Genomic DNA, 22,211 nt, shown 5'->3' with positions numbered 1-22,211 from the left:
GAATAGAATGCATACAATTTTAGGCTACTTGTGGCAGTACATCACGAATCCTAAAGCAATTATCGCCGTGTCATTGTTCGTGGCATTGATGTCTTCATATACTTCAATTCCTGGTCATATATTCTGGGCTTTAGCAACTGCCTATGCTTTGGGTCTTATTGTTTATGGTATCTATTGGCTTATTCAACGAAGAAAGCATGCTGCTCAAGGTGAAGAGCTAGCTGAAGCAATTGAAAAAGATAACCAAGCTGAATATGGTAAAAATAAAGATAAAGAAGAACTTCAGCTTATTAATCAACAAATGAAAGAATCAATTCAATTGATTCGTAAATCTAAGTTGGGTGATAAAAAAGGGAATGCTGCACTATATGAGCTTCCTTGGTACATGGTTATTGGTAACCCGGCAGCAGGTAAAAGTTCGGCTATTTATAATTCAGGTTTAAAGTTCCCATTTGAAGAAACGCATCAGAAAATGGTATCTGCTGGCTTAAGTGGTACTCGAAATTGTGACTGGTTCTTCTCTACAGAAGGTATTTTGCTCGATACAGCAGGTCGTTATTCTGTTTATAGTGAAGATCATTCTGAGTGGTTAGGTTTCTTAAATATTTTAAAGAAGAACCGTTCTAAAGCGCCGGTCAATGGTTTGATCCTAATTGTTAGTATTGCTGAGCTCATTAGTCAAAGTCCTGAAAACTCATTAAAGCTTGCTAAAAACTTACGTGCACGTATTCAAGATCTAACTGAACGTTTAGAAGTTGTTGTGCCTGTTTATTTAGTCTTTTCAAAGATGGACTTAATTGCAGGTTTTACTGAATTCTTTGAGTTTTACGAAGCTCAAGAATACAACCAAGCTTGGGGAGCAACGCTTCCATATGAACAGAGTTCTTCACATAATGCTGTAGAGTTATTCGAAAAACATTACAACATTCTTTACGATGGTCTAAAAGGGGTAAGTTCGACCCATTTAAGCCGCCGTCATTCGCAAAATATTTCACCAAGTGTAATGACTTTCCCATTAGAGTTTAAAACACTAAAACCAGCTTTAAAAAGCTTTATTGGTACACTTTTTGAAGATAATCCATATCAATTTCAACCTGTTTTCCGTGGGTTTTACTTCACCAGTGCTTTGCAGGAAGGTGTAATTGAAAGTCCAATGACTGAACAAATTGCCCAAGAATTCCAGCTTACTCAAATTGCTCAAAGTGATGTAAAAGATTATTCAAAAAATACTCCTAATCATGGCTATTTCTTAAATGGTCTATTTTCAGATGTTATTTTAAAAGATAAAGATTTAGTTAAGCAGCATGTAAATACGGGTAGAAAACGTCAGCGTTATATTGCATTTATTGGTGCTTTAGCGGGTGTATCAATTATTTTAGGTGTATGGGTTTGGTCTTATCGTAACAACCAACAATTAATTGGTGAAGTGCAAGCTGACTTAAATAAGGTAGTTCAATTAGAAAGAGCTTCTGGTCAGCAACTATCTACTCAATTAGAAGCTTTGCTAATTCTTCAAAGACGTCTACAGCAGTTAGACGAGTTTGATGAAAATAGACCACTTAAATTTAGTTTTGGTTTATATCAGGGCAATGAGCTTCGTGAAAAGCTAAAAGCTGAATATCTAAAAGGTGTTAAGCAGATTGTATTAACGCCGACACAGCAAAACATTGCTCAATATTTGCAACGTGTAAAAAATAATGAAGCAACATTAAAAGCGAATCATACGAATGTTGAGATCAAGCAAACTGCTCAGTCTCAACAATATTTGGAACCTTCAGATACCAATCCGCAAGATGCTTATAACGCATTAAAAGCTTATTTGATGATGAGTAATCCACAATATATGGATGCAAGTCATCTCAGCGATCAGGTTACGCGTTTCTGGCGCTCTTGGTTAGATGCTAATAAAGGCCAAATGCCACGTGCAGACATGATTCAAGAAGCTGAACAGATCTTATCTTACGCAATGACTTTGGCAAATGATAAGCAATTCCCAGTTTTAGAAGCTGACTCTCAAATTGTTGATCAAACACGCCAAGTATTGCTCTCGGTTGTTCGAGGAATGCCTGCACGTGATCGTGTTTATAACGAAATAAAAATGCGTGCAGCAGTACGTTTCCCTGCGTTGACTGTAAGTCAGATTGTAGGTGAAGCTAATAAAAATGTTGTATTAGGAAGTTATGCATTGCCTGGCGTATTTACTCAAAAGGCATGGAATGACTATGTAGAAAAAGCAATTGAAGAGGCCGCGGATAAGCCAACAGATAGTAAAGATTGGGTTCTAAATAGTCGTCAATCTGATGATCTAACTTTCTCAGGTAGTCCAGAGCAAATTAGAAAGCAGCTGACAGCTCTCTATAAGCAAGAATATATTGCGGAATGGAGAAAATTCTTAAGCGGTATTCACTACGCTAAAGCTGGTCAATTTGCTCAGCAAGTTAAAAATATTGATGTCTTAGGTGAACCGCAAAATTCTCCAATTAGAACATTAATTGAAAGAGTAGCAGTCGAAACAAACTGGGATAATCCGGTTGTTCAAGCTGAGCTCGCAGCTCCACAAAAAGGATTTATTGCATGGTTTAAGCGTAAAGTTTTAAATCATGATGATAAGCAAGTTGCTAATCAAGTGGCAAATAATGCTCAAGGCGCTATTTCTCAAGAATACCAAATGTTCTATCAGTTGGTTCGCAAACGTGATGACCAACAAGGTAAGTCATTGCTTGATGAATATATGACAAATTTAGCTCTCGTTCGTAGTAAGTTTAACGAGCTTAAGAATGCGGGTGAAATTGGACCTAATGCGATGACATTAGTCAAGCAAACCCTTAATGAGCAAACGTCTGTATTTAACCAAACTCAAAAAATTGTCGATGAAAAAATGGCGGTTGGTTTCAATGAAATTGATCAGCGATTACTACAAAAATTGGTAGTTAGTCCACTTACGCAAGCTTTTGAAAGTTTAATTACACCGACTCAAGACGAAATTAACAAATTATGGGTCATGCAAGCTTATCAGCCATTTACAGCAAATCTTGCTAAGAAATATCCATTTAACTCATCAGCTTCTTTGCAGGCGACAAGTAGTGAAATTGGTCAAATCTTGGGTGAGAACGGTAGTATTTCTCGCTTTGTCAAAGAAAGTCTAGATCCATTTGTGATTCGTCGTGGTTATACATTAACGTCTAAAACTTGGAAAGATTTAGGAATTAGTTTAAACCCTCAATTCGTCATGAATTTCCAAAGATATGTTTCACCAGCCAATGGTATGGCAACAGGTGAGTTGAATGCTCAAGCTCCTGCGGCACCAGCAACCAACCAATCGAACTTCCAGTTCTACCCAATTCCAAACCCACAGTTACTTTCATATACCATTGATATCGATGGTCAGCGTATGACTTATGAAAATGGTGTTCAGCAGTGGGTTAACTTCATTTGGCCAAACCAAGGAAGTATTCCGGGCGCTCGTATTACTGCAGTAGATTTACAAGGCCAAACGCATACGATTTTTGATGAGCCGGGTGAGTATGGTATTAACCGTTTAATTGATAGTGCTCAGCGTAAAGAACAAAATGGCGGATTTGAAATGCTTTGGCGTAGTAAAACTGATCCATCTTTATTTGTAAAAATGAATTTCCGTCTCATTAGCAGCAATTCAGGCAGTATCGGTTTAAGCCGTGGTTATGCAGGTATGCAACTGGTTGACAAAGTCACTGCTGATAAAGCAGCTCGTGTGGTATCTGCTCAGCAAGCACCAGCTCAAGCTGCTCCAGCAAGAACTGAAAATCCTGTTTCAGCACTCGCTCAGCCTTCTGCGGGAGTTAAACCATGACTTGGAAAATAACCTCACTGCGAAAGGAGGAGCAATAATGCAAACATTAAAGACCACTCCTTTGTATTACGGCAAAAGTCCTGCACGAGGTGACTTTTTAAAAACAAAAGGTCAGAATGCGCTAATACAATTGCTTGATCAGTGGATTACTGAAGCATTGGAATATGCAATGCAATCGGGCAGCTTTAAAGAAGCTTATAACACATTGCCTTCACTGGATTTCTTTATTGCAAATCCAAAAGAAAATATGTTTTTAGCAGCGAACCTACTGGCAAGTGAAGATAGTTCAGGTCGATCTTTTCCAATGGTACTGAGCCATTTATTAGAAATTGATTTACCGTACGATAATTTACTGTATGCGCCATATAGCTATAAACATGTACTCGTTGATTTATTCCAAAACAATCGTGCTTTAAAAGGAATTAAAGATTCAGATCTATTACTTGGGAAATTAGGTCACTTACAAAATCAGATTCAGGTTTTAACTGAACGCGAGTGTGTAGGATTCTATGAAAATCATACGATGCATTCATTTGCTCAACTCATGAAGTTGAGTATTTATGAATTGGCGCAAAGTATGATTGGGCTGGGATTATTACTACAACCAATTTTACAAAATGGAACGAGTCGCTTAAATAAAGTTTTAATTTTGCCTATTAATAATCCTGCTTACAGTTATGAAATAGCAGCATTTTGGGTCAGCATTATTTGTCGCTTTTTAAAAGAGCATAATACTGAGGTATTGATCGGTTTATTACATCGAGAGCAACCCGTATTATTCTTCGGTTTTCAAGGGGCTGATATTTTAGCCCTTAGCGATATTTTTACTCAGAATATGGATAGTAAGCATTGGGTTTCTCTAATAGAAGCTCAGTGGATTGATACTTACTTGGAGCAGAATGCTGGTTTAGCTACGCTGGAACAATCATTATGTCAACGCCAATTAAGTTTAAACCAAGGCTTAAAACTATTTAGACAGACTTTTTTGGGTGAATAATAATGAATCAACGATATCAAACTAAACTTTCACAGCTCATAAAAGGCTGTTTTATCTATGCTATTGCTAATTATGCTTTGGCTCAGCCCATTGTTGTAGAAGGTGTAGTTCCTAACGAAGCGAGTAAACAGGCCATCTTATTAAAAATGCAGTCTGTTTATGGTGCCGATCAGGTTGTAGATAAAATACAAGTAAGACCTGTAGCCGCTCCAAATGGGTGGAGTGACTCGGTGACACGAGTAATTACCCCTGATCTTAAAAAGGTTTCGCAAGGGAAATTAAGCGTAAATGGTACTCGATTTGAGCTAAGTGGAAAAATGCTGAATCCAGCAGATATCCAGCCTACAATTCAATCTTTTCAAGGGTTAGTGCAGCCACCATATCAACTGTATTCACAGTTATCAGTCAATCAGGCTGAGCAAAAAATCATTGATGACGCACTTAAAAATCGAATTATTGAGTTTGAATCTGGTAGTGCAGTTTTAACTGATGCAGGTCAAAAAATTCTCGACGAGATGTCTGTTGCTTTAAATAAAGTAGGCGGTAAAAAAGTCAAAATTATTGGTCATACTGATAGTTCAGGTGATGCAACTAAAAACTTAAAACTTAGCCAAGATCGAGCATTAGCAGTGAAAAACTATTTGATTAGTAAAAGTATTCCTGCCGATCATTTATCTACAGAAGGTTTAGGTTCATCTAAGCCAGTTGCAGATAACACTTCTCCAGAAGGCAGAAAGAAAAACCGTCGAATTGAGTTTACTGTTCTATAAATATAAGGAGAAGAACATGGCTAGCCCTTACATTACGATTGGATGCCCAACCACTGGTGGAGGGCAAGTCATTTCAGGAAACAGTACATTTTTAATTGATGGAATTGCAATTGCCTGTGTAGGAGATAAGGCAACTTGTCCGTTACACAAAACGGTTTCTACGATTGTATCGGGAGATCCAAATATGCTTGTTATGGGAAAATCCGCAGCACGTGTAAATGATTCATTATCATGTGGCTGTAAATTATTGCCAAAACAGAGTTTAGTTAATCAAGGATAAGGGTAGAGATATTTTTATATAGATATAAATATCTACTAAAACATATTAACGCTTGAAATGATGAGTAGTTTGTCTGATAAAGCTGAATTTTGTTAATATACAGGCATTATGATTTTAAGCATTAAATTATTTAAAAATATTGAGAGTAATGATGAGTAATTTAAAAATTTTAATTACAAAACTTTCTACAGTTGCACGAACTGCTTTAGAAAAATCGGCTAATGCTTGTGTTATTCAACAAAATTACGAAATTGAAATTGAGCATTTATTTTTAGAATTACTTAATCAATCTTTAGAGAATGATTTAAAAATTTTATTAAAGAAGTATAAAATTTCATCTGAAGCTTTAGCTGATGATTTAAAAGAAACAATTTCTCAATTACCAAAAGGTAATACTCGAACTCCTATTTTTGCTAAATCTATTGTTCGTTTGTTTGAGCAAGCTTGGTTATTGGCCTCGGCTGAACAAAATCCAGTTATTCGTAGTGGTCATTTACTAGTTGCATTGTTAACTGCGCCTGATTTATATCAAATTGCAACGAGAGCTTCGAGTTTATTTGATCTTTTACCAATTGATTCAATGAAACATAAGTTTCTTGAAATTTGTGAGAAGAGTGTTGAACAACAAGATGAGGCAAAAACGCTTTCGGATGAAGCGGAACCAACAGACGCAACTGTAACAAATACCAAAATAGCTAAAACACCTGCGCTTGATCAATATACGATTAATCTCACTGAAAAAGCGAAAAAAGGCGGTATAGATCCAGTTATTGGGCGTGAATATGAAATTCGCTTAATGCTCGATATTTTAATGCGTAGACGCCAAAACAATCCGATCTTAACTGGAGAGCCAGGCGTTGGTAAAACAGCCGTGGTTGAAGGTCTAGCTTTAAAAATTGCTCAAGGTTTAGTACCAAACGCTCTTAAAAATGTCCATTTACATGTGCTGGATATGGGACTATTACAGGCAGGTGCAAGCGTTAAAGGCGAATTTGAAAACCGTCTAAAGCAAGTGATTCAAGAAGTTCAAGCTTCTACTCATCCTATTATCTTATTTATTGATGAAGCTCATACTTTAATTGGTGCTGGTGGACAAGCAGGGCAAAATGATGCTGCAAATCTTTTAAAGCCAGCGCTTGCACGTGGTGAATTACGCACGATTGCTGCGACTACTTGGGCAGAATATAAACAGTATTTTGAAAAAGATGCGGCATTGAGCCGACGTTTTCAGGTGGTGAAAGTAGAAGAGCCAACCGAAGAAGTTGCGGTAGATATGTTGCGTGCGATGATTCCAGTCATGCAGCAGCATTTTAAATTACAAATTGATGATGAGGCGATCGTTACAGCGGTTCACTCTTCACATCGATATATTAGTGGCCGTCAACTTCCGGATAAAGCAGTTAGTGTTCTTGATACGGCAGCAGCACGTGTTGCGTTAACCCAAAATGCTCAACCAGTAAAGCTTGACCAGTTAAAGGCTCAAGAACATAACTTAAAACTTGAACAGCAAATTTTAGAAAATGAGCATCGTCAGATTCCAATTCATCATGAACGATTGGAAGCTTTAAAAGCTAATTTAGAATCTTTGCAAAAAGAAATTCATGAAACCGAAGAGCAGTGGCAAAAAGAATTAGAACTTGTTCATAAAATTCAGGATTTAGAAGCACAAAATCATGCTAATGAGTCTGAAGCTTATGATCAGATCAATCTACTGCGTAAGGAACTTGCTGAAATTCAAGGCCAGCAACCATTAGTATTTGAAAGAGTAAACTCTCAAATTATTAATGAAATTATTTCTGATTGGACTGGTATTCCTGTTGGAAAAATGGTCAATGATGAAATTAAACAGATATTAACGCTTGAAGATAAATTGGGCGAGCGTGTAATGGGGCAAGATTATGCACTCACACAATTAGTTCAAGGTATTAAAACTTCAAAAGCAAAACTTGAAGATCCTAATAAGCCACAAGGGGTATTCCTTTTGGTTGGCCCAAGTGGTGTGGGTAAAACCGAAACTGCTTTAACTTTGGCAAATGAATTATATGGTGGTGAGCAGCATTTAATCACTATTAATATGTCTGAATATCAAGAAGCGCATACGGTATCTTCATTGAAAGGTGCACCTCCTGGGTATGTCGGATATGGTCAAGGGGGTGTTTTAACAGAAGCTGTTCGCCGTAATCCTTATAGTGTTGTGTTGCTCGATGAGATTGAAAAAGCTCATAGTGATGTTCAGGAACTGTTCTATCAAGTATTTGACAAAGGTACTTTAGAAGATGGTGAAGGACGAGTAATTGACTTTAAAAACACGACTATCTTGCTGACTTCAAATGCTGGTTCAAGTGCCATTATGCAAGCTTGTTTAAATAGACCTGTAGAAGAGTGGCCTACAGCTGAAGAGTTGATTGAGCATCTAAAACCAAGTTTATATAAACAATTTAAGCCCGCATTTTTAGGCCGAATGAGAGTTGTGCCATATTTCCCACTGCATGATGATCTCCTTGTACGAATCATTAAGCATAAGTTAGGCAAGATCACCGCAAGAATTGAGAAACAATATGGAACACAAGTCCAGTATTCTGATGATTTGGTAGAGCTACTCTTAAGCCGTTGCACAGAAGTCGATAGCGGTGCACGTAACGTTGATAATATTTTAAATTCTACAGTGTTACCTGCATTGGCTACAGAAATTTTGGTGGCTTTAGCAGAGCAAAAACTACCAAAAATTATCATGATTGATGCTAAAGATGACGAAATTCAATATGTACTAGACCCGGTTGCAAAAGCTGCTAAAAAAAGGACTAGTAAAAAATTGAAGTCAGAAGTTTAAAATTGAATAGAGCTAAAATTAGATGAATATTGATATTTCTGAACTACTTGAACCCATTAGTGATAGTTTACCTTGTGGTGACGACTTTTCATTTTCTAATGAATTTCATGAAATAAAAAAAGCGAAGACACAAGATGATCTATTGCTAGATCAAGGTGATTGGGTTGCTGAGCGTAAACAAGCCGATTGGGACTTTGTAGCAAAGAACACAAGTGTTTTGTTAAAAGATAAAACGAAAGATATTCGTCTATTAACTTGGCTCTTAGAAGCTTGGACTCATCTTTATGGTTTTGAAGGTATGGCGAAAGGTTTAACTTTAAGCCATTCCATGCTAAATCAATACTGGCAGGAAATTCATCCTGTTATTGAAGATGATGATTTAGATCAACGCATTGGTTTATTACAGGGTTTAATTAATCAACTTCCGATGTTGTTAAAGAAAGTTCCTTTAACCAATACGGTTCCTTATTATAATTTGCTTGATTACGATAATTTTCTTTATCACGAAAATGTTCGCCGTAAACAAACAGAAGAATATGACAGCCAGTCGGGGCCATCGGAATTAGAACAATTCGATCAAGCTATTTTTAATACGTCTAAAACTTTTCAATATTCTAACTATCAAGATTTTAGTTCAGTGTTAACTGAATGGGATGTTTTAAAGCAAACTCTCGATCATTTAATGGGACTAGATTCGCCAAGTTTTGCTGCGATTGATTCAGCATTTGAGACTATTCACAGCACATTACGCAAGATTTATAAAGCAGAAGCTTTTGGGGCAGGACTTGCACCAATCCAAGAACAGGCTACTGTCATCACGAGTTCATCTATGGAAAATCAAGCGCCTGTACAAGTTGTTTCAGCTCAGCCTGCTTTTCAGCCTCAAGCACAAACGCACTTGGCTAACCGCGAGCAAGCAATGAAAGTGTTGCAAGAGATTGCAGATTACTTCCAAGCAAATGAACCTCATAGCCCTGTGAGTTATATGCTTCAAAAAACGATTAAATGGAGTCAAATGCCATTACATGAATGGTTAGCGCAAGTCATTAAAGATGAGCATCCATTACAAATGGTTCAGGAAATGTTAGGTGTGCAGCCTAAAAATGAATATGAATAAAGATTGGTAAAGACATATGTTTAAAGCTGAAAAAGTCCTGTGGGGCGAAGGTTTATTTTTAAGACCTCAACATTTCCAAATTCAAGATACCTATCATGAACAACGCCTAAATCATACGGTTCGTGCGGTTGTGCCTTTTTCATATGGTATTCAGAAGTTAAGTTTCGATGAGGCTCAATTGAGCACGCATATTCTTGCTCTTGAGTCTGTAGAGATGATCTGGCAAGACGGTGAAATTTATCAGGCGCCAGCATATGATCTATTGCCTGAACCAATTTTATTGGATGATCTTAATTTACGTGGCGAGATGCTAATCTATTTGGCATTGCCGCTTTTACAAGCAAATAAGCAAAATCTCATTGATCAAAACCAAGCGCAAAAGGGCAGATATCAATCTCACCTTGTCGAAACGCATGATCTATTTACGAATGCTACCGAAGCAGATATTAGTTTGCTACGCCGCCGTGCTGTTTTTAAATTATTAGATATTCATAGTAATCCAGACCATAATTTAGATGGTTTTTTATATCTACCGATTGGAAAAATTAAGCGTCAAAGCTCTGGTGCTTTTGAAATTGACCGAAAGTTTATTCCACCAATTTTGCACGTGGATGCCTCTGAAACACTCATTTCAAACTTAAAAAGAACTCTGAATGTTATTAAGGCAAAAATTAAGACGATTCAAACCAATAACCGAGAAAATGAACAGAAATTAATTGAATTCCGTTCAGGCGATATCGTTTCTTTCTGGTTAGTAAATGCCTTAAATACAGCTCATGCTGGTTTAAATCACTTTGTGCAATATCCACAAATCCATCCAGAACGGTTGTTTTTCGAATTATTGCGTTTAGCAGGTTCATTATTAACTTTCTCGACAGCCTATGATGTTGATCAGTTGCCTGCTTATAAACACCATAATTTACAAGAAAGTTTTACTCAGTTAGACACGATTCTACGTGATTTACTCGATACGATTATTTCAAGTCGTTATATCAGTATTGCGCTTAAAGAGATCCGACCATCATATTGGGTGGGAAGTCTTGAAACCGATAAGATTACTCGCGACACTCGACTTTATATTGCAGTATCAAGTAGTGCTATGCAGACCCATGAGTTAATCCAGATCGTACCTTTACGATTTAAGATTGGTAGCACTTTAGATGTAGAGCAACGTGTAGTTGCTGCATTACCTGCGATTCCATTACATCATTTGATTCAGGTTCCAACTGCGATACCGGTGCGTTCTGGTGTGAGTTATTTTGAAATTGAACCGCATCACGAGCTATATCAGCGCATGTTAGATTCAGAGACGATCTGTATTTATGTTCCAGCTGGTTTCCAAGATATCAGTATTGAATTGATTGCGGTCATGAACGCTTAACGGTAAAGGAGAGAAAAATGTCACAATCTACAGGCGCTCCTTCTTTATTTGACGATGGGCAAATCGGGACGGGTGGAAATAACAATAGCCAGTCGCAGGCAAAACTACAGGCAATTAATCTTATTGATTTATTGCATGATGGCTTTTATTTGATTTTTTTAATTCGAAATCAATATGTGCCGGCAGATGCGCAGCAATTCCGTGAAAAAACCTTAAATTTGCTTAATCAATTTGAGCAACAAGCTAAAAAACTACAATTTTCAGCTGATGATATTCATGATGCTAAATATGCATTTTGTGCATTAATTGATGAAACCATCGTAACGCAACAAGATCCAAGCTATTTTAATTTGCAAAATGCTTGGTTGATTAGCCCATTGCAATTGAGCTTGTTTGGTTCTCAGTTAGCGGGCTATCGCTTTTTTGAAATTTTGGAGCAATTGCGAAGCCGTGGAAAAGAACGACTAGCTGCTCTTGAAGTATTTCATTACTGCCTTTTACTTGGTTTTCAAGGTAAGTACCGCATTGAGTCTATTGAAAGTCTTAACCACTTAGTATCACGAGTGGGTGATGAGATCGACTATTTAAAAGGGAAAAAAGTTGCATTTTCGCCGTTCTCGGCAATTCCCGATCAAATACGGAATATTATTCACCGCGAAGTACCTTTCTTTTGGATTTTGATTTTTTTATTGATTTTTGCATTACTTACCTTTGCAGGCTTAAGATTTATGCTGAACAATCAAAATGATAAAGCATTATCTAATTATCAAAATGTGATTTCTGCTCCTCAAGAGCAAGCGCATATTACAATCTATTTACCTTGATGATGGTACGAAATGGCTCAGGAAAAACCAACTTCTATTCGAGTTTTACAATCGAATAAAAAAAAGCCGAAATCACCACTACTTTATATTGTGATTGGTGTAATTGCAGGGGTGTTTGTCAGCATCTCGCTATTCCTGTTCTTGTCTCAACCGAATTCGCCAGAATCAGCAGCAATTGAGAGTAAATCAACAGAAGAGCAAATTTTAAATCAAGAAGCTGCTCATTCTTCTGATGAACAAAATCAGGTTGCTGTAAGCCAAGACAACGAAACAGACTCAATGAGCCGTGATGGCTTTGAACAGCCAAAAGATAATGAATTAAGTAATATCTTTAAACCTGTTCCGCATAAACCTGTTGCTGCGAATGAACAGCGAGTTTCACCATTTGATGAGCAGCTAACAGGTGAGAAGAAAGTTCAAGTTGTGCCTCAATTACAGACAAGCGTAGCTAAAACGACTCAACCTAAAGTACAGCCAGCTCAGCAAAAAACAGTGGGTAAGCCGCAGCAGCAAATGGTACAGGCTAAACCCTTAGTTGAGAGTAAAGCTCCAGCCGAACCAGAACCTGAGGTCGAACCGCCTAAAGCATCGGTAGATATTAAAATTACACGAAGTCCTTTTGCCGTGAATTAATGAACTGATGATGATCTTTCTCATTTTCTTTTGTTTTTCATGCTTGGCAATTGGTTTAGCATTTTTAATGTCTTATGAGCTAAGGAGTAGAAGCAAAGATTTCGTTTTGTCATTACTGCCACAAGGCCGTAAACAGCTGAATCAGGTGAAGCAATTTGCTCAAACCATGAATCAGGCAGCTGCTCCTGAAAAATTACAATCTCATTGGCATTTACAGCAATGGTGGATTGTAATTGCTGGCTTTTTTTTGTTTGCCAGTATATTAATTTTTGCTTTTACTCGTCCGATTAGTTCAACTCGAATTGAAGCTGAATATCTGAAAAAAACTGACCCTCAAATCTATGCACTCTTAAATGGTGAAATATTATCACCACCGCCAGAAGTGGATGAAAGCTTAATTGAGGCCGCAATTGTTGAGGCTACGCAGTTAGAGCAGCAATATTCGTCTCAAAATAGTGGAGCTATTAATTCTTCACCGATTGATAATGCGAGTTTCGATGGCCGAGCTATTCTAGACACGACTTTGGTTGATCGTAAATGGGACAAAATGAACCCACGTTATAAACAGCGTTTACTCATGGTCTTTAAAATCATGAAAGAACAGTATGGTTATGAGTTGGTTTTATTAGAAGGTTATCGTAGCCCAGCACGTCAGAATATGCTGGCGGGCAATCCTAACACGACTAGAGCGAGGGGGTATCAAAGCTATCACCAGTTTGGTTTGGCTGCTGATGTAGCATTCAAACGAAATGGGAAAGTGGTTATTTCTGAACGGGATCCATGGGCGATGCAAGGCTATCGGTTATATGGACAAGTTGCCGAATCTGTTGGTTTGACTTGGGGTGGACGTTGGAAATCTATCCAAGATTATGGGCATACCGAATTCCGTATGCCGGGCTTAAGAAAAACTCAAGAAATGGCGGAAAAACTTATCGCTGAAAGTTCGAATGATATAAGTTAAACATTGATTGAGGATTGAAAACGTTTTTGTAAAACAGACGTCATTTTATCTACAAGCTGGGAAATGATCCCAGCTTTTTCCCACGTGTAAATTGAAACGACCATAGGTGGCACAGCACCTAATGAATCATATCGACGTACTCTACGCCCATTGGTCGTAGCTACAGGCAATAAAGATAACCCTAATCCTGTTTCCACACTGACTAACACGCTTTCTAGGCTACTACCAGTAAAAGCAATATACCAACGTCGCCGCTCACGTTCTAAGGTTGCGAACATTTCGTCCCGATAAAGTCCTCCTTGAGGAAAAGTAACTAAACTCACGGGGTCAGCCCATGGAGTCTTTGAGTTTTCACTTGCAAACCATGCCATTTCTTCTGGGAATGTAGCGTGGTGATCAGCGCTGGCCGCGGGTTCTTTGACAATAATAATATCGAATTCACCATTCCGATAACGTTCTGTTAGGTTCCGACTTAAGCCAGAGGTTACGTCTAAACGAATGGAACGATGCTCTTTGGCAAATATACCGAAAACTTCAGCCATTGCAGAACTCATCATATCTTCTGGTAAACCAATACGAATAGGAATACTTCCTGCCGGATCTTTAAGTAGGGCCTCAGCTTCTTGTTGAAGAGTCAAAATCCTTTGTGCATAACCAATCAGATATTCTCCCGAAACGGTCAATTTGAAAGGTCTTGCTGTTCGATCTATAAGCGCATGACCCACTGATTCTTCAAGCCGTGCTAACTGCTGACTAATCGTTGATTGAGTTAGGTGTAATCGATCGGCGGCGGCGGTAAAACTACCCGTTTCAAAAATAGTGACAAAAGCACGTAAAAGGCGAGGATCAAACATATTATGCACCGCTACGTTTAAAAGCAGATCAGATAAGTATTTATAAACTTAATAGTATCGATTAAATAATTTAATTTCCAAATACTTTTGGCGATGTTTATTCTATTTGCAAAATGTTTTGCCAAAAGTTTTTATTGGGAGGCCACCATGCGTAAGTCACTAATATGGATGAATCTGATCGTCGCGTTAGGGGCTTTAGGTTTTACAAATATGACGAATGCAATGAGTGAGTACCCTTTACATCAGGCAGTGATAAATAACGACACTCAATCTATAAAAAAGATTTTATCTCAAAAGGCTTTAATTGATGAGCGAGATGAAACAGGTTCAACTGCTTTGATGGTCGCAACAAGAGCAAATAATGTACATGCTGCTCATATGCTGATAGAGGCGGGTGCCGATGTAAATGCAAAAGATAATATTCAAGACAGTCCGTATTTGTACGCCGGCGCACAGGGATATTTAAAAATTCTAAGAATGACACTCATGCATGGTGCGAACTTAAAAAGTACTAATCGTTACGGTGGGACTGCGCTCATTCCCGCAGCGGAGCGAGGCCATGTTGAAACAGTTCGTACATTAATTGCCGCTGGTGTAGATGTTAATCATGTTAATAATTTGGGGTGGACCGTATTGCTTGAGGCCATTATTTTGGGCAATGGAGAACCAAAATATCAACGCATTGTAGAGCTTTTACTAAAAGCAGGTGCCGATCCGAACTTAGCAGATAAAGACGGCATTAAGCCATTACAACATGCACGTTCACGAGGCTACCGCGAAATTGAAAAAAGACTTCTTGCAGCTGGTGCAAAATAAAAAGTGAGAGTACATGATGGAAAAAGGTGAACAGTTTTTACGTAATGCGATTGAGCTTGCCTATAACAATATTGAAAAAGGTGGGAGGCCATTTGGAGCTGTCGTTGTAAAGAATGGAGAAATTATTGCTTCAGGTGTAAATCAGATTCTGACAACAAATGATCCCACTGCACATGCTGAACTACTGGCGATTCGTGCAGCCAGCCAAGTTTTAGGATCTGCCAATTTAGAAGGCTGTTCTGTGTATGCAAGTGGCCATCCATGCCCAATGTGTATGGCTGCAATGCGTTTAGCAGGTATCAAGTCGGTGAGCTATGCATATTCTAATGAAGATGGAACCCCATTTGGTTTATCTACAGCCGAAATATATATTGAGCTTGCCAAGCCGTTTTCTGAGCAATCAATGAAAATTCAATATATACCGATCAGAGTTGAAAACCGCACTGATCTTTATGTGCATTGGAAGAATTATCAAGCCAAGAATTTAGGCTCAGAAGAATGAGGCAGTCTGGAGTTTTTTTGACTCGTCCCATGCTTGTTGTAACGGTAGCTTTGGTGGGCCTTAATTTAAGACCATTTATCACAAGTATTGGACCATTGATTGCCAATATTCGAACAGCCACTGGCTTAAGCCTACAAGGAATGGCACTACTTACTTTGCTACCGATGATGCTTATGGGGCTTGTTGCATTTGTTGGGCCAATATTGCAGAACTATGTGGGCGAACGAAAAGCTATTCTCGGTGCATTACTTGCCATTTGTGCGGGATGTGCTGTGCGTTTTTTATTACCTACAGCCGAAGGATTAATTATTAGCGCAATAGTAATTGGATTTGGCGTTGCGATGATACAAGCAGCTTTTCCAGGCATGATTAAACGAGAATTTAGCCAATACATAGGTCCGATGATGGGGCTTTATTCAGCTATGCTCATGGGCGGTGGGGCGTTAGGAGCATGCTTAGCTCCCATAATTTCAAATATAACGGGCTTTTGGTCAATTGGACTGGCTTTTTTTGCTATTCCAGCTTTATTTGCATTTATATTGGCCCTGGCTTTTTTACCTACAAAAGTTGGCTCATCCATTCATCGTGCGCCTGTAAGAAAGTTATTAAATCAACCTCGAACTTGGTTATTAATGGCTTGTTTCGGGCTTGTAAATGGTGGCTACTCATCAGTCGTAGCTTGGTTAGCGCCTTCTTTTCAAGATCAGGGTTGGAGCGCAGCGCAAAGTGGACAACTACTTGCTTTACTGGCCTTGAGCCAAGCAGCTTCAGCACTTATTTTGCCCGTTTTAGCAAGGAAATATAAAGACCGACGTCCATGGCTATGGTTTACGTTAGCTATGCAAATGATTGGGTTTGCAGGAATGGCTTTTATGCCTGAGTTTGCCTCTATACTTTGGGCAATTTGTTTAGGCGTGGGTTTAGGAGGATGTTTTGCCTTAACGCTTATAGTTGCATTAGATCATTTTGATGAGCCGATTTATGCAGGTGCTTTATCTGCACTGATGCAAGGCGGTGGTTTCTTATTGGCAGCAATTCCGCCATGGATTATTGCAATTTTGCATGATCTTACGGGGGCTTACAAAGCGGGATGGCTTTTCCATTTAGCCAGTGTGATATTAGTAGTTATTTTAGTGATTAGATTGGCGCCTAAAAGTTATTTTAAGCTGAGTCTGTAAAACGTTGAGTTAATCGTGATCCTTTTTATAGAGAATTACTGATTCTAAAACACAAGTAAATCAGGAAATAGTGATACGATAGAACTGAAAATTTCCCGCTTTTAAATGAATACAACAATATTTGATTTTTATGACTTCTTCTTTGAAACAGCTTACTTTATTCAATCAAGGCCTAGGAAAAACTAGCCGATTTGCCAAAGGCTTGGAAGGCACTTTACAGGCGATTGAGCATTTAGGATATGTACAGATTGATACCATATCGGTTGTAGAGCGAGCTCATCACCATATATTGTGGAGCCGAGTGCCAGACTATGATTTAAACCATTTAAATAGTTTGGTACGCGAACGCCAGATTTTTGAATATTGGTATCATGCCGCATCTTATCTTCCTATGAAAGATTATCGCTATGCGCTGCCTGCCATGATGTCTGTCAGGAACGGAGAAAGCCGTTATTTTAATAGAGGCGATCAGCAGCTCATGAATGAAATTTTGGCGCGTGTTCGTGCTGAAGGTAAAATTCGATTAAGAGATATTGATAAGAATAATAAAAAGAGTTTAGGAAACTTGTGGAATACTGGTCCAGGCCACCGTGCTTTTGAGCAGTTATATATGCAGGGTGACCTGATGATCTGTGAACGTAACGGAATGGAAAAGGTCTATGATTTGACCGAGCGCTGCTTGCCTGAAAATATTGATTTAACTATGCCTACGCTTTATGAATATGCGCAGTATTTATTTAATAATACGCTTCGAGCACATGGTGCATTTACATGGAAACAACTGGTTCATTTAAAGAAAAATGATTTAAAAGAAACTATGCGTGCCGTGCTGATGGAGCAGATTGACGCAGGTGTAGTATCTGCAATCAAGCTTGAGAATGGTCAAACGCTATATGTTGATGCCGCTGCAATAGAACAAAAGCTTAATACTGAGTTCGGTTTAAAAATACTTTCACCTTTTGATAACTCGCTTATTCATCGTGACCGTTTAACTTCTTTATTTGAGTTTGATTATCGGATTGAATGCTATGTACCAGCGGCTAAAAGGGTATATGGTTATTTTTGTTTGCCGATTCTTTATCAAGATGAGTTAGTCGGCCGAGTAGATTGTAAAGCGCATCGTTCTATAAAAGAGTTAGAAGTAATTAGTCTACATCTAGAAAAAACAGTAAAAAATAAGGAAGTCTTCTTTTTCGAATTGGAGCAAGAGCTCAAGCGTTTTGCAGCGTTTAATCAATGCTCAACTATTAATGACAAAGTGATTAAGCTTATTCTTGCTAAGATTTAAACACCAAAAGCACTCCAGCTTTTGGTGTTTTTTTACTTTCTTTAGTTCAACGGCATACGATATTCAATAATCCCGGGTTTTTGGGCAATCCAATCGTAAAGCTTTTGGGCTGTGTGGTTGCTTTCTTGAGTATGCCAATATAAACGGTCACAGTTGTGTACAATTGCTTGCTTCTGCACATATTCAATAAGTTGCTTACCAATGTGTTGTCCACGAACTTCAGGTGAAACATAGAGGTCTTCTAAATAACAATAATTATTTTCTGCCCATGTTGAACGATGAATAACATAATGCACAATTCCCAAAACTTGCTCGCCTTGTTTGGCAACAGCACAATAAACGGGTTCATTTTCATCGAAAAAGCGTTCCCAAGTCACTTTTGTGACGTGAAGAGGTAAATTGACCTGATAAAAATTTTGATAAGCAAGCCAATATTTTTCCCATTGTGAATAGTCCTGCTGTTGAACAGGGATGATTTGAATATCTTGATTTTGCATAATAATTACACTCTATTTTAAAGTAATGGAAAATGGACAACTAGAGTGTAGTTTTGATAGTGGTATTTTTATAAGGTACACTTTTGATATTTTTTACAGTACCAGTTTGTTATGGCAGCTTCGATTTCGGCATCTTTCCCACATTTGATTTTGCCAAAAGGTCAGATTAAAGATGGGCTATATTCGGCTTTGCGTGATGCTATCTTAGATAGAAGACTATCTGCCGGAACAAAATTACCCTCAAGTCGTGCCCTAGCAGAGATGATGTCAATTTCAAGAAACTCTGTATTGGCAGCTCTTGAACGATTACTTGATGAGGGATATTTATTTACCAAACCAAGTTCGGGTACCTATGTTGCTGAGGTTGTGCCAGATCAGTTAATACATGTTCAAGAAAATTCAAAAAAAACGTCTAAAAATAATCATCAATCCTTAAATATTAATCCAAATATGGAAGCATTATTAACTTCATGGCGAGAGCAGTCGTGGTCAAGTCAAAAGAAAAAAATGTTCCATGTGGGGGTAGGTTGTGTTGACTTATTTCCTCATCAACTTTGGGGAAAGTTATTAAATCAAGCTTGGCGGCAGTCGTATTATCAGCTTGGTCAATTTCACGACCCGCGTGGCTATTTGCCTCTACGTCAGGCAATTTGTGAATATGTTCGCTCCACCCGAGGGCTGAACTGCAACGAAGAGCAAATTATTATCGTAAATGGGACGCAGCAAGCTATTCATTTAACGGCCTATGCTTTACTTCAAGCAAATGATGAGGTGTGTTTAGATGAACCAGGCTATGACGCTGCTTTTAACATTTTTCGAAGTTTTGGTGCACAGGTAAATTTAGTTGAAAGTGATGAAGAGGGGATGCTAGTCTCTGATATTATTCATCGTTATTCAAAAAGCAAACTGGTCTATACAGCACCTTCACATCAATTCCCTGTAGGTGGAACCTTAAGTCTTGCCCGCCGTTTTTCGTTACTCGATTGGGCATCTCAACAAGGGAAATGGATTTTTGAAGATGACTATAATAGTGAGTTCTGCTATGGCACACATCCTATTCAAGCTCTACAAGGTTTAGATCAGCAGCAAAGAGTTATTTACTCTGGTACTTTTACCAAAATGATGTTTCCAGAATTTCGGTTAGGATTCATGGTTGTGCCTGAAGCATTGATCGAAACCTTTAGTGCAGCAAAATACTATACGGATGTTCGAAGTTCTTATTTAGAGCAAGTGGCTTTGTCTCAATTTATACAAAAAGGTCACTATGCTCGGCATGTGCGCAAAGTTCGAAAAGCTTGCTATGAGCGCCAACAAACCTTGATTAAAACTATTGATGAGCATCTTTCAGATGTGCTTAGTGTTCAACCCACAGATTCAGGTATTCATGCAGTGTGCTGGTTAAAAGGTGAGAGGACAGAGCAAGAATTTATTGATCAGTGTTCAGCTCTAAACTTGGCTGTTCAACCACTATCAAGATATTGTCAGTTGCCAAACAAAAAGGCCGCGGTACTTTTTGGCTATGCGGCCCACACACCTAATGAAATTATTGAAAACATTAAAAAAATTGCACAATATTTACAAGAAAAATAATAGCCTAAGTTTTGTTATTTAGATAAATTTAATCATTTTTAAATGCTTAAATACGAATTTCTATGATGATCAATTGGTTATATGAAAATAGAGAGGTTATTAAAATTTTTAAAAATTAATTTTAATTAATATTATTTTAAGCTAGCACAATTAATCTAACTCCATCAAAGCTTATTTAGTACACCTTTTGGCCACATTCTCCAGATGTGGCCGTTTTTTTATCAAAAATAAATATAGTTCCGTATAACTTAATTAATTCTTAAAGAGAAATAAAAATTAATCTTCTTCTATAGCATTACTATAAAACTTAACACCTAATTTAATTCGATCTCGACCATTACTCATACGCCAACGGTTGGTATCACGCAAAGAATATACACAGCCGCAATATTCCTGCTGGTAGAATTCCTCTCGCTTACTAATTTCAATCATTCGACTAGAGCCACCGTTTTTACGCCAGTTATAATCCCAATATTGAATATCTGGATAATGAGATGCTGCTCGAATTCCGCAGTCATTAATTTGAGCCATATTCTTCCAACGGGAAATTCCTAGCGAACTACTGATGAGACTAAAGCCGTGTTCATGTGCGTAAAGGGCAGTTCGCTCGAAACGCATATCAAAACACATGGTACAACGAATGCCGCGTTCGGGTTCATCTTCCATACCTTTGGCTCGGGCAAACCAATTATCCGTGTCATAATCTGCATCGATAAATGGGATATTATGCTTTTCTGCAAAACGAATATTTTCTTCCTTACGGATTAGATATTCTTTTACGGGATGAATATTAGGATTATAAAAAAATATTGAAAATTTAATTCCAGAATCAATCAATGCCTCCATGACTTCTCCTGAACAAGGAGCACAACAAGAGTGAAGTAATAATTGATCATGTCCAGATGGGAGTTCTAATTTTAAACGTTGAGTTGCCATAATAAAAAATTAAATTGCAATTCTAATAATTATATATTTTTGGCTTATATAATGTGAACTGAATTATTTTCAATGAAGAGTGAAATTAATTTAATATTTAAAAATAATTTATTACTGTATTTAATATTAAGTTAAATATAATGAAATAAGTATATTGTAAAGTATTAAGAATTAATTATATGTCATATTTAATTTCTCTGCCTTTTATACTATATAATAATATAAAATATATAAAAATTTTATATTTATGAAAATAATAAACCTAAAATTCTATTTGCTAAGTGATTGATGTATCTAGATATAATTTGTAATTTTTATGGTTTTTATTTGTGATGTGCATCACAAATAAACCTTATTTTTTCAATTAAAATATTTCTTTAGATTTGTAGCTTTAATAAATCTATACTATAAAATTCAATGTGTTTTTAAACTTAAGCGTGTGATAATTTGAGATATGAAAGATTGGCAATGTAAGTATTGTAATGGTTACATTATGGTTAATCATTCAAAGATCAGCGTAGGAGAAAAAGTTTACTTTTTGGTATATAAATTTGATGCAAAGAATGAACGGAAGAAATTATATAAAAAAGGAATCGTGGTTGCTCGTTACGATAATATACTTCACATTGAGTCACGTAAAAAAACTTATAAAATCGAACAAGCTAAAGTCTATCCTCTAGGAGCACCAATGCCTTTTGTTTACAACATGTTTTGGATTTGCGGATGCCCATGTACTCAACAAAATTAATTTCTTAAATTTAAATGTTAGCAATTCATTTTATAGACTTAACTGAATTAATAATCTCATCAAATTTATCTTCTCAGGTTTTATCGAAAAGTTAAGACCAACAAACTCGGAGAAATGGCTCTTAGCATTCAAGTTGGTTGGTTTATTCATTTGACAAAACACAGAGGCTCTCTTATAAAC

Annotated in this window: 19 protein-coding genes; 16 read left to right on the top strand and 3 right to left on the bottom strand. The window is 37.5% G+C overall.

All coding sequences use genetic code 11. From position 1 onward, the window contains the following. Positions 1-7 precede the first annotated feature (7 nt). The 10 genes from tssM (at position 8) to POD11_RS00630 (ending at position 13,622) form a co-directional block, all read left to right on the top strand. Entirely contained in the window at positions 8-3,829 is a 3,822-nt protein-coding gene (gene tssM, locus POD11_RS00675; protein WP_262455957.1) for a type VI secretion system membrane subunit TssM, read from the top strand. Positions 3,830-3,866: 37 nt separating this feature from the next. Next, positions 3,867-4,826 (top strand): type VI secretion system-associated protein TagF, encoded by a 960-nt coding sequence (gene tagF / locus POD11_RS00670; protein WP_014206363.1) that lies wholly within the window; start codon positions 3,867-3,869, stop codon positions 4,824-4,826. A 2-nt stretch (positions 4,827-4,828) separates the two neighbouring features. After that, positions 4,829-5,596, top strand: a complete 768-nt coding sequence (locus POD11_RS00665) for an OmpA family protein (protein WP_262455956.1) — start codon at positions 4,829-4,831, stop codon at positions 5,594-5,596. A gap of 16 nt (positions 5,597-5,612) precedes the next feature. Continuing rightward, positions 5,613-5,876, top strand: coding sequence for a PAAR domain-containing protein (locus tag POD11_RS00660; RefSeq protein WP_004793184.1), 264 nt, complete (start codon positions 5,613-5,615; stop codon positions 5,874-5,876). A gap of 148 nt (positions 5,877-6,024) precedes the next feature. After that, entirely contained in the window at positions 6,025-8,706 is a 2,682-nt protein-coding gene (tssH, locus tag POD11_RS00655) for a type VI secretion system ATPase TssH (RefSeq protein ID WP_262455955.1), read from the top strand. Between the two features lie 22 nt (positions 8,707-8,728). After that, on the top strand, positions 8,729-9,823 hold the full coding sequence (gene tssA / locus POD11_RS00650) for a type VI secretion system protein TssA (protein WP_224991587.1): 1,095 nt from the start codon (positions 8,729-8,731) through the stop codon (positions 9,821-9,823). A 16-nt stretch (positions 9,824-9,839) separates the two neighbouring features. Next, on the top strand, positions 9,840-11,204 hold the full coding sequence (gene tssK, locus POD11_RS00645) for a type VI secretion system baseplate subunit TssK (protein WP_016141459.1): 1,365 nt from the start codon (positions 9,840-9,842) through the stop codon (positions 11,202-11,204). A gap of 17 nt (positions 11,205-11,221) precedes the next feature. Next, on the top strand, positions 11,222-12,028 hold the full coding sequence (gene icmH / locus POD11_RS00640) for a type IVB secretion system protein IcmH/DotU (RefSeq protein ID WP_016141458.1): 807 nt from the start codon (positions 11,222-11,224) through the stop codon (positions 12,026-12,028). A gap of 12 nt (positions 12,029-12,040) precedes the next feature. After that, positions 12,041-12,661 carry a hypothetical protein gene (locus POD11_RS00635; protein WP_262455954.1) on the top strand — a complete coding sequence of 207 codons (621 nt, stop codon included), beginning with the start codon at positions 12,041-12,043 and terminating at the stop codon, positions 12,659-12,661. A gap of 7 nt (positions 12,662-12,668) precedes the next feature. Continuing rightward, the gene (locus POD11_RS00630; RefSeq protein WP_213062351.1) at positions 12,669-13,622 is read left to right on the top strand and encodes a M15 family metallopeptidase; all 954 of its coding nucleotides are present in this window, start codon (positions 12,669-12,671) and stop codon (positions 13,620-13,622) included. On the opposite strand, the gene POD11_RS00625 is transcribed toward POD11_RS00630, so the two are convergent. After that, the gene (locus POD11_RS00625; protein ID WP_239970171.1) at positions 13,619-14,476 is read right to left on the bottom strand and encodes a LysR family transcriptional regulator; all 858 of its coding nucleotides are present in this window, start codon (positions 14,474-14,476) and stop codon (positions 13,619-13,621) included. The two genes, POD11_RS00630 and POD11_RS00625, sit on opposite strands and share 4 nt — an antisense overlap. Before the next feature lie 147 nt (positions 14,477-14,623). Here POD11_RS00625 and POD11_RS00620 point away from each other — a divergent pair, with 147 nt between their 5' ends. From POD11_RS00620 to POD11_RS00605, 4 genes are all read left to right on the top strand, one after another. Next, positions 14,624-15,292 carry an ankyrin repeat domain-containing protein gene (locus tag POD11_RS00620; RefSeq protein ID WP_262455952.1) on the top strand — a complete coding sequence of 223 codons (669 nt, stop codon included), beginning with the start codon at positions 14,624-14,626 and terminating at the stop codon, positions 15,290-15,292. 16 nt (positions 15,293-15,308) lie between these two features. Further along, the gene (locus tag POD11_RS00615; RefSeq protein ID WP_216947318.1) at positions 15,309-15,794 is read left to right on the top strand and encodes a nucleoside deaminase; all 486 of its coding nucleotides are present in this window, start codon (positions 15,309-15,311) and stop codon (positions 15,792-15,794) included. Continuing rightward, positions 15,791-16,972, top strand: a complete 1,182-nt coding sequence (locus POD11_RS00610; protein WP_262455951.1) for a cyanate transporter — start codon at positions 15,791-15,793, stop codon at positions 16,970-16,972. Before POD11_RS00615 ends, POD11_RS00610 begins: the two co-directional genes overlap by 4 nt. A 130-nt stretch (positions 16,973-17,102) precedes the next feature. After that, positions 17,103-18,260, top strand: coding sequence for a winged helix-turn-helix domain-containing protein (locus POD11_RS00605; RefSeq protein WP_262455950.1), 1,158 nt, complete (start codon positions 17,103-17,105; stop codon positions 18,258-18,260). Between the two features lie 41 nt (positions 18,261-18,301). Here the strand turns inward: POD11_RS00605 and POD11_RS00600 are convergent, their stop codons facing one another. Then, positions 18,302-18,757, bottom strand: a complete 456-nt coding sequence (locus POD11_RS00600) for a GNAT family N-acetyltransferase (RefSeq protein ID WP_224991594.1) — start codon at positions 18,755-18,757, stop codon at positions 18,302-18,304. Positions 18,758-18,868: 111 nt separating this feature from the next. Between POD11_RS00600 and pdxR the strand changes: the two genes are divergently transcribed. Further along, complete coding sequence (gene pdxR / locus POD11_RS00595) at positions 18,869-20,347, top strand: MocR-like pyridoxine biosynthesis transcription factor PdxR (protein WP_262455949.1); 1,479 nt, start codon at positions 18,869-18,871, stop codon at positions 20,345-20,347. Between the two features lie 276 nt (positions 20,348-20,623). On the opposite strand, the gene POD11_RS00590 is transcribed toward pdxR, so the two are convergent. Next, positions 20,624-21,283, bottom strand: coding sequence for an epoxyqueuosine reductase QueH (locus POD11_RS00590; protein ID WP_262455948.1), 660 nt, complete (start codon positions 21,281-21,283; stop codon positions 20,624-20,626). A 454-nt stretch (positions 21,284-21,737) separates the two neighbouring features. Here POD11_RS00590 and POD11_RS00585 point away from each other — a divergent pair, with 454 nt between their 5' ends. After that, positions 21,738-22,031, top strand: coding sequence for a hypothetical protein (locus POD11_RS00585; protein ID WP_057105736.1), 294 nt, complete (start codon positions 21,738-21,740; stop codon positions 22,029-22,031). Positions 22,032-22,211 lie beyond the last annotated feature (180 nt).

The organism is Acinetobacter sp. P1(2023), assembly GCF_028367635.1.
Classification (GTDB): domain Bacteria; phylum Pseudomonadota; class Gammaproteobacteria; order Pseudomonadales; family Moraxellaceae; genus Acinetobacter; species Acinetobacter pittii_E.
The sequence above is the reverse complement of the archived record's forward strand: the minus strand, read 5'-3'. Positions and strand labels throughout refer to the sequence as shown.